Annotated in this window: 5 protein-coding genes; 2 read left to right on the plus strand and 3 right to left on the minus strand. The window is 36.4% G+C overall.

Annotated elements, in window-relative coordinates; genetic code table 11:
- Positions 1 to 390: MBL fold metallo-hydrolase (locus tag E1171_RS13425; RefSeq protein ID WP_155206533.1), on the minus strand; the 390-nt coding region annotated here is incomplete at its 3' end.
- Positions 391 to 706: 316 nt separating this feature from the next.
- Positions 707 to 1,876 carry a homogentisate 1,2-dioxygenase gene (locus E1171_RS13430; RefSeq protein WP_155206534.1) on the minus strand — a complete coding sequence of 390 codons (1,170 nt, stop codon included), beginning with the start codon at positions 1,874 to 1,876 and terminating at the stop codon, positions 707 to 709.
- A 261-nt stretch (positions 1,877 to 2,137) separates the two neighbouring features.
- On the opposite strand from E1171_RS13430, the gene E1171_RS13435 reads away from it, so the two are divergent.
- Positions 2,138 to 2,920: a radical SAM protein gene (locus E1171_RS13435; protein WP_155206536.1), complete on the plus strand. Its 783-nt coding sequence runs from the start codon at positions 2,138 to 2,140 to the stop codon at positions 2,918 to 2,920.
- Between the two features lie 309 nt (positions 2,921 to 3,229).
- Here E1171_RS13435 and E1171_RS13440 read toward each other — a convergent pair whose 3' ends face one another.
- Positions 3,230 to 7,144 carry a putative Ig domain-containing protein gene (locus E1171_RS13440; RefSeq protein WP_155206538.1) on the minus strand — a complete coding sequence of 1,305 codons (3,915 nt, stop codon included), beginning with the start codon at positions 7,142 to 7,144 and terminating at the stop codon, positions 3,230 to 3,232.
- Positions 7,145 to 8,150: 1,006 nt separating this feature from the next.
- Here E1171_RS13440 and E1171_RS13445 point away from each other — a divergent pair.
- On the plus strand, positions 8,151 to 8,721 hold a 571-nt coding region (locus tag E1171_RS13445), incomplete at its 3' end, for an FG-GAP repeat protein (protein WP_222931500.1).

The following is an 8,721-nucleotide window of genomic DNA, read 5'->3' on the forward strand; positions in this document are numbered from 1 at the left end:
AAAAACAGCATGTTCTTTTCCCTTTTCATCCATTACCAAAAAACAGGAAGATTCCATGGTATGTCCCGGAGTATGCAAAACTTTAATCTGTATATCCCCTAACCTAAATAATTGATAATCTTCGGCCTCAACGATCGAATAATCTGCCTTTGCACCAGGGCCATAAACAATTTCAGCATCCGTCTCCCTTGACAAATCAATATGACCAGAGACAAAATCAGCATGAAAATGCGTTTCAAAAATATACTTAATAGTAGCCTTCCTTTTATTGGCTAATTCGGTATAAGGAGAAGTTTCCCTCATAGGGTCAATTATGGCAGCTTCCCCATTTGACTCGATGTAGTAAGCGGCTTCTGACAAGCAATTCGTGTATAATTGTTCTATGTACATTTTTTAAATCTTAAAATGTTCCTCTTTTGACCTGTTCTGCTTCTATGAACTCAAACAATGCCTGAATTTTTTTCCAAATGAGATGGCTGACCAAACTCCCAGCACATTATTAATCCTTCAAAAGCATCTCTCTAAAGTATTTGTTTTCGAGAGTAGGCTTCAGTTTTCCATGAAATAAACCTTTGCACATCCTCTTTCTTGATTACTGCTGAATTAAAAACTTCTTCATAACTAAATCTTCCTAATTTACAGATGTTTAATGCATCCGGAAGTTGATTGAAGTTTTGAATGATGAGCTTACTCCTTTCCCATGATATTATTTCCCCTTGTTACTGCTCCAGGACTGGTAATAATTTTTCACCTCAATTTTCATAGCTTCCTCTGTGATGGCTACGGGGTTAAAGGGATCAATCATCACCGCGAATTCTTTGGTTTCCTTTTCTCCAATACTTCTTTCAATAGCACCAGGGTGTGGTCCATGTGGTATTCCTCCTGGGTGAAGAGTGATTTGACCTTTCTGAATATTATTTCTACTCATAAAATCCCCATCCACGTAGTACAGTAATTCATCCGAGTCAATATTGCTGTGATGGTAGGGAGCAGGAATGGCCTCAGGATGATAGTCGTAAAGCCTGGGCACAAATGAGCATATCACGAAATTATTGGCCTCAAATTGCTGATGAATAGGTGGTGGAAGGTGAATTCTCCCTGTCAGCGGTTCAAAATCAAATATTGAAATAGCATAGGGGTAGTTAAACCCATCCCATCCCACTACATCGAAGGGATGATTTTCATATATATAGGAATACATAATCCCTTTCTTTTTGATGAAAACTTTAAATTCCCCCTTTTCATTATGTGTTTCTAAATTTTGGGGAAGCTTCATGTCTCGTTCACAAAAAGGCGAATGCTCTAGCATCTGACCAAAGTGATTCCGATACCTTTTGGGAGTAAGAATGGGGCTAAAACTTTCAACATACAAGAGCCTATTATCTACACCATCAAAGTCAATCTGGTAGACCGTACCCCTTGGGATAATCAAGTAGTCTCCGTAATTAAATTCAATACTACCATAGGGTGTCCTTAAGAGTCCTGAACCTTGATGGACAAAAAGCATTTCATCTGCATCAGCATTTTTGTAGAAATAATCTTTTGAAAACTCCTTAGGGGCTGCCAGACCAATATGAAGATCATTATTGACAAACAATGTCCTTCTACTTCTGAGATAATCCTTTTCTGATTCAATACTAAACCCTTTAAAACTCAGGGCTTTCATATTATCTTCAAGAGCAACCTTTGGACGTACATTCTGTGGCTCTCCAAATTCTCTTACCATTGTTGGCGGATAGTGATGGTAAAGCAAGGAAGACATGCCAGCAAAACCTGCAGTTCCAAAAAGTTCTTCTTGAAATAAAGATCCGTCTTCTTTTCTGAAAGTTGTATGTCTTTTATGAGGGATTTTCCCTAGGGTATGATATCTGGGCATGGATAATCTTTTTTTCCGCAAAGTACTATCCAACCTCCAATTTAATTATGACCAACATCATTGAATTCCATGACCTACATCATGTTAGAAAGTTCAAAAAGTTCTAATAATCTCAGTGACAGTGGTAATACTGTTTAAAAAAAGGGGCTAAAAGTGAGGGCATGATTTAAATCATATTTCCATAAATTTTTAAGAGCTAATATTGTTTACTGATTACTGTACCTAATCAATTCTATTTATAATAAATCTTAATGTTGTTGTATGCCAACTTTCCTATTTGATGATGTGGTCTTTGGTCCCGTTCAAAGCCGCAGGTTAGGGACTTCTTTGGGAATAAACCTTATTTCTCCAACAGCAAAAATCTGTAATTTTGATTGTATCTATTGCGAATGCGGTTGGACAGATAAAGGGAATACCCCCATTAAATTTGTGGAAAAATCAGATACCTTAAGGAAGCTCGAAGATAAATTGAAAGCAACGGCTAATAAACTTCAATTTATAGATTACATCACCTTTGCAGGTAATGGTGAACCTACCCTACACCCTCAGTTTGAAAAGATTATTGTGGAAGTATCTGCATTAAGAAATAAATGGATGCCCAAAGCCAAAATAGCAGTGCTTTCAAATGCCACCACATTGAAAAAAGAGTCAGTGCTTCGTGCCCTTGAAGAGGTAGATGAAAGAATATTGAAACTGGACGCCGGTACGGAACAAACCTTTCAGTTACTGAATAAACCCTTGGGAAGAATGTCGCTTTCAAAAATTTACGATGATCTTAAGAGCGGCCTGTTTAATGGAGATTTTAAGATCCAATCCATGTTCCTAAAAGGAACGGTTAATGGAAAATCAGTAGATAATACATTAGACTCCGAATTGAAGGAATGGACGGAAAAATTAATTGAAATTAAACCCAAAGAGGTTATGTTATACTCAATTGACCGTGATACTCCTGTCGATACTTTAGAAAGGGTTTCAAAACTAGACTTGAAAAGAATTGCCTACACATTAGATGGGCTAGGAATAAGTTCCACTATATCTGTCTAAAGTCAAAAGATAAAATACCATTTGTGCTTAATGTATTCAAGGTATTAACAATACGGAAAGTTGTTTTTTCAGAGAAATGGTAAAAACTGGAATTTGGTAAAGAAAAGGGAAATAATATTTCGGAAGAATTCATAAAAATAAAGTTCATTAACCAATTTATGAAATACTCAATTATAACAACCAAAACTAAAATGATTAAGTACGAAAAAAGTTCTAAATTATAAAAAGGAGCCGTTGCAGAAGATCCAACCTTAAAATGGGAGGATCTTCCACAGCAGCCCCTAGTGGGAAATTTGTCTTTTTCTTCTCTTATTTCTTATTTATTCTATAGTGATTGGTTCCTTCCGGAGTAATTAGCTGAATTATATAAACTCCTCTTAAAAGTCTGGAAAGATCTAATCTCAATAGACTATCTGACTGTTGGAAAACAGGAACTAAATGTGTGAGCTCCCTTCCACTTTTAAGGCGAATCACTTTTACTTCCGTAGTGCTAATCCATTCCTCGGGAAGGCGAATATTCAGCCTTGAAGAGGTAGGGTTAGGAAATAACCTTACTAATTTGGACTGAGGTTTTTTCCTGCAATTTGATTTAAACTTGCTAACAGTCAATGGGAAATGAACTTCAGCATAAGCCCCGCCATTATCCGTAGCTTTGACAATTACATCCAATAACCCCACGTCTTTTCTTGAAGGCATTCCAGCAAATGATTTTGAAATCGCATCAAACTGTAACCAATTGGGTAAGTTCTCTCCATTTGATAAAGTCGCGGAATATATTAACTGGTCATCTACATCAGGATCACTAAATAGGCCTTCTTCTAGTTGGAGCTCAAATGGGCTTCTAATACAAGCAGTTTGCTCACTGATGGTCCCAACTAATACTGGGGCATCATTTACATTGGTTACCTCCAATTGAAAGGTGGTAGAAGAACTTAATTGTGACTGATCTGTAGCTACCAATTCAATGGTATAAACCCCTACATCTTCATTCATAGGTGTTCCTTGGAAAGTCAAGCTAATAGCATCAAAGCTTAACCAAGTGGGAAGCTCTTCCCCATTCACAAGGCCCGCAGAGATACTAAATGAATCCCCAACATCAGGATCTTTTACACTAATGTTTGTTAAAGAAAGATTCAAATCTTCCTTTTCTGGGCTCTGTTGATTGTTTACACTTCCTACCCATACCGGAGCGGAATTGGATAGTTCAATTCTAGTTAATACCGGCAAATGGTCGGAAGTAGTGTATTCATAATCGGTAACCCAATCAATCGGTATGATTATCCTTTCTGAATTTGCATAAAGTTGGTTAAACAACTCGTCTGAAACGGCAATATTATCAATAACATTATTGTAATTAATTGTCGACTGAAACCCTCTTGATGATAAAGATTGAGTAGCTATTTGATAATTTTCTGTATCATCTACAAAAATCTGGTAAGGGGTAACTGCCCCTGGATTAATGGACTCATTAACATCATCATTGTAATCCCCTAAAATAATGAGGTTATTCTCTCCATAATTAGCATCTAAACTGTCTTTCAATAATTGTACATCATAGGTACGTCGTTCCCAACTGGACTGGTCAGATCCTGCTTTAGCATGTAGGTTTATAAGATCAATGTTTTTGATCACCCCACCAATATTTACCTCCGCACTAATCAAGTGAGGTAGTCTACCACTTGCCCACAATTTTTTAGGATCGGTAGGATAATCAGGTAAAGTAGTAGCTCCACTGTGAATATCCTCAAATAAACCAGCAAATAGGGCACGGCTGTCAGTGATATTCACCGTTTGAGTGTTGTAAATGAAACAAAGCTTTTGTGCTGGGTTAGTGGCAGGATCATCATTCCCTTCAAAATAATAAGAAAAATAATCCGAGCATACACGCGCATAGTTGGGCATTTGTGCCAGCATCTCGTCTAACAAGGCTTCGTCCGATACTTCCTGAACCGCATAGATATCTGCAGAAATTTGCTCTAATATCTTTTTTACATTCTCCATTTGTTCATTTACATCAGATGGTCCACGGCCACTCATGGTACTTCCAAACCATTCAAGGTTCCAGCTTACCACATCCAATGTAATAGGCAAATCAACCGTGGATGCCGTATAGTTTCCAAAATTTTCATCTATTCCTTCCGATAAAAACTGAATCTGCCCCAAGGCCGCTTTTACGGTTTGTCCCTGAGGGTTGAACCTTACAAAAATGCTTTGCTCTAAAGAAAGCTCTTCTAAGCCAAATGTCAGTTCATTGGAGAAAGTGTTATTATCTTTTGAAAGCTCAAAATAAGATGAAGCTATCAATTGTAGGGAAGAAGTAAGATCTGAAGCATTAAATTTCAACTCTTTTGCCGAAGAAATGGCATCAGACTCAATAACTCCAAAATCATAATTGGTTAATGGATCAAAGGCTACCAATAAACTAGCTGGAGGTGGGGTTAAAGAATTTTCGATTGAAAAATTGTCCAAAGTCCAACGGGCAGCTCCTAATTCAGGAGAAGAGGTGTATACAAAGGCCAAATAGGTTGCCGAACTTTTATAATTCCCTAAATTAATGGCGTTAGAGTAAGTCCAGCTATCACTATTCAAGGCAGGAAATTTCCCATTCAGCTCCTCCCAATTCGCCAGAGAAGGGTCTCCGCTACCTGAGTAATCAGTTGAAACTAGTAGCTTTAAACCAGGGCCTGTAAATTTAGTAACGCTTGCAAAGCTTAACAATGGATAATCAAAAGAAGAAAGATCCATTGCCGAAGTAATAAGCCAGTCTTCATTAAGAAGGGCACCACCAGAGTATCCGTTCATTTGTACTCCCATACTACCATCAATGCCATATGTAGTACATTCCCAATTTTGGTCTGCTCCTTCAAAGCTATAAGAAGTCCAATTGATAGCCGTCAAATCACAAGTATTAAAATCGGTTTGGAATGGATTATTTACGGTTGCCGATAGGGAAAGCGTTAGTGGTAAAACCCCTTCTGTAGAGTGGGAAATCGACTCAGAAAAGGACCCTTCTAAACTGGAAGTAAACCTAACAAAAATCTCCTGGTCAGCTGTCAAACTTGCCTTAGATATATTTAAGTTTTGGGTAAAAGTTTCTCCGTCCAAAGACAAGGAAAATGGAAGATTTACTTCGACTAATACATCTGATCTTAATTTAGTGGCAGAAAGGAAATAAGAGAATATAGAAGAAGGTTGATTTATATTTGCACTTCCTAAATCAAGGGCTGTAATACTTGTTACTAAGGATGGTGAGGGAAGCGCCTCGGTGGTAAATTGCCAAAATGCTGTTCCACTTTGTCCGACAAACTCATTTCCGGATAAATCTGTAAATGTCCCCGCTGTTAATTCCACATAATAAGTAGTAGAAAGATTCAAATTTGAAAGAAGAGAAAACCTCACATTCGTTCCACTAATCACCACATCTGAAGAATTTACATCGATGGAGGCAAAAATCTCATCGGAAAGATTTTTTATAAGAATTTCTCCATTTCCCTTGATTACCTCTTCGTCAAAAGTAAATTCAAAAAAAGTATTTGAAGGAACTTCAGTTTGACCGTTTTCCGGAAGAAAGGCTATAATTTCTGGAGCCTGTGAATCGGAAGTACCTACATTAGGGGCACCCGGTGTGGGTATAGCCTGTATATAGGAGCTTGTGTTCCTTGATCCTCCTGAACCGTTAGGGCTTCTTTGGTTAGAGTGGTTATCTTTATCACCACTTCCACCTTCGTTAATCTGGGTTTGACCTGGGTTTAGTAAGACTAAAAGTTCAGCATCATCACTGTCATTGGTGTCATAAACCAAGGCATCAATTAGGTTTTCTGTACTTATAGGACTGCTTGATGGGAAATCACTAGCATTTGCCTGATAAAGCGCTACTGCATCGGCCCCATTTTGAATAATGTTGGTTGTTCCAATCACCAAATCTACGGAAGGAACAGTTGCTGCCCCCAAAACAAAATACCCCTGTGCATTGGTGGAATGACCATCCAAATCTACGGATTTGTAACTGGTGTCTCCATTTCCATTATAAAACACCAACACATAACCATCCAAGGGCGTGCTACCTACTCCACCATCATACAACTCGACAAACTCCTGATCATCAGTGGATGGATTGTCCGCATCCACCTCATTTATCACAAGTGTAGGGCTTTGGGCTTGCAATAAAAATGGTGTAAAACAAATAAAAAATAGTAGAAAACTACTAAAGTAAACTTTCCTCATAATAATTACTTTTAGTTTGTTATTTTTTTTAAAAGTAATTATAATTCCATTTCACATGTTAATTTATTGCATAAAATAATTGTTAAGTTATAAATATTGGGTTATTTATTACTTTAGTATAAGTTTTAATTAGTTTATTAATAAAAAATAAGATTGTAAAATAAAGATCATATTCAGTATTTTAGTGTGAATTTACAGGTCGAAAAAGATAATCTTTAAACTATTTTTTGTTTTATCAGAATAAAATTCCCTTAGATACTTTTGGTACATTCAAAAGATTATTTTATCAAAAAAATTATCCTTCTTTCATTTAAAACCCAGCAAGATTATTTATCCTAAATACAAATAACTTAATTTGGATCTTTATATAGGACTAGAAAGTGAAGGATTTATAGTTTTTCAATTTGAAAAATATGGCTTTTAATAAAAAATTAGGAAGCACCCTGGACTTCTTAAATAAAAAAGAGCTTGGGATACTGAACCCAACATCATTTTTTCCGGAACTAAAGAAAAGGATCCTTCCACTTTATTATCTAAGTTTCTGCCATAGTCCCTGATTTATTATCCTTAGTCTTAATGTTTTATTTACCCTTACTTTCGACGTATTTAACCTCAATCCATAAGGTATTCCCCATTCGAGTAATAAAATTTAATCTTCTTAATGTCACTCCCCCAATCTATTGATTAAATGTTTTTTTACTCAAATAAGCTCTTCCTCAATATGATGCTTGGTGAAAAAATAATACTGAAATAATTTAATTTAAAATTTTTTATTAGTACTTAAAATTAAATTAGAATGGTTTAATTATTAGGATATTATTGTTCTAAAATTATCATCTTCTTGGCGAGTTTTTAAATACTGAATTCTAAGTAAAAAATAAGAAGCTATCCTATATCCTATGTATATAAAATTTCTTTTACGTTTTCATTTTTTTATTGAAAAAAAATTTGAATAATTACTTATATCTTTCTAAGTAATTTTATAATACTTATTATAAGAAAGTAAATGAAAAAAAATATACTCCAATACCTATCTTTTTTAAAAGACCCTAAACCAAGGATTTTCCAAAAGTGGAAAGTTCATCTCTTAGGCTTGTTGGCAATAATATGGCTGTTTCCCCTGATTTCCCATGCTCAAAATTGGGGAGCAGAGCAAAAAGCACCACCCTTACCACCACATCTGGAGAATTATCAAAATAATTTTGGAAGTTCCATAGCGATAGATGGTCATTATGCGGTAGTGGGTGCTCCAGGAAATAATGCTAGGACAGGAGTGGCCTATGTGTTGTGGTACAATGGAAGTAGTTGGGTTCAAAAGGCTGTTTTGAGGCCCTCCGATATGGATGAATATGATAGATTTAGTAGTTCAGTAAGTATTTCGGGTGACCAGGTGGTTATAGTGGGATCGAGAGGAACTTCTTTCAATCCGTCGGCCCATGCCTATGTCTTTGAAAAACCAGAAGAGGGTTGGTCAGACATGAGCGAAACGGCTAAGCTCAGTCCTTCTGATGGCGCAACATATGATGATATTTTTGATTGGTCAGTAGGTATTTCAGGCAATCAGGTGGTAGTAGGGA

The organism is Xanthovirga aplysinae (assembly GCF_009711365.1).
Lineage (GTDB): Bacteria > Bacteroidota > Bacteroidia > Cytophagales > Cyclobacteriaceae > Xanthovirga > Xanthovirga aplysinae.

Excerpts from the sequence above, each read along its gene's own strand:
- E1171_RS13435 (WP_155206536.1), top strand. The coding sequence starts at position 2,138 with ATGCCAACTTTCCTATTTGATGATGTGGTCTTTGGTCCCGTTCAAAGC.
- E1171_RS13440 (WP_155206538.1), bottom strand. The coding sequence starts at position 7,144 with ATGAGGAAAGTTTACTTTAGTAGTTTTCTACTATTTTTTATTTGTTTT.
- E1171_RS13430 (WP_155206534.1), bottom strand. The coding sequence starts at position 1,876 with ATGCCCAGATATCATACCCTAGGGAAAATCCCTCATAAAAGACATACA.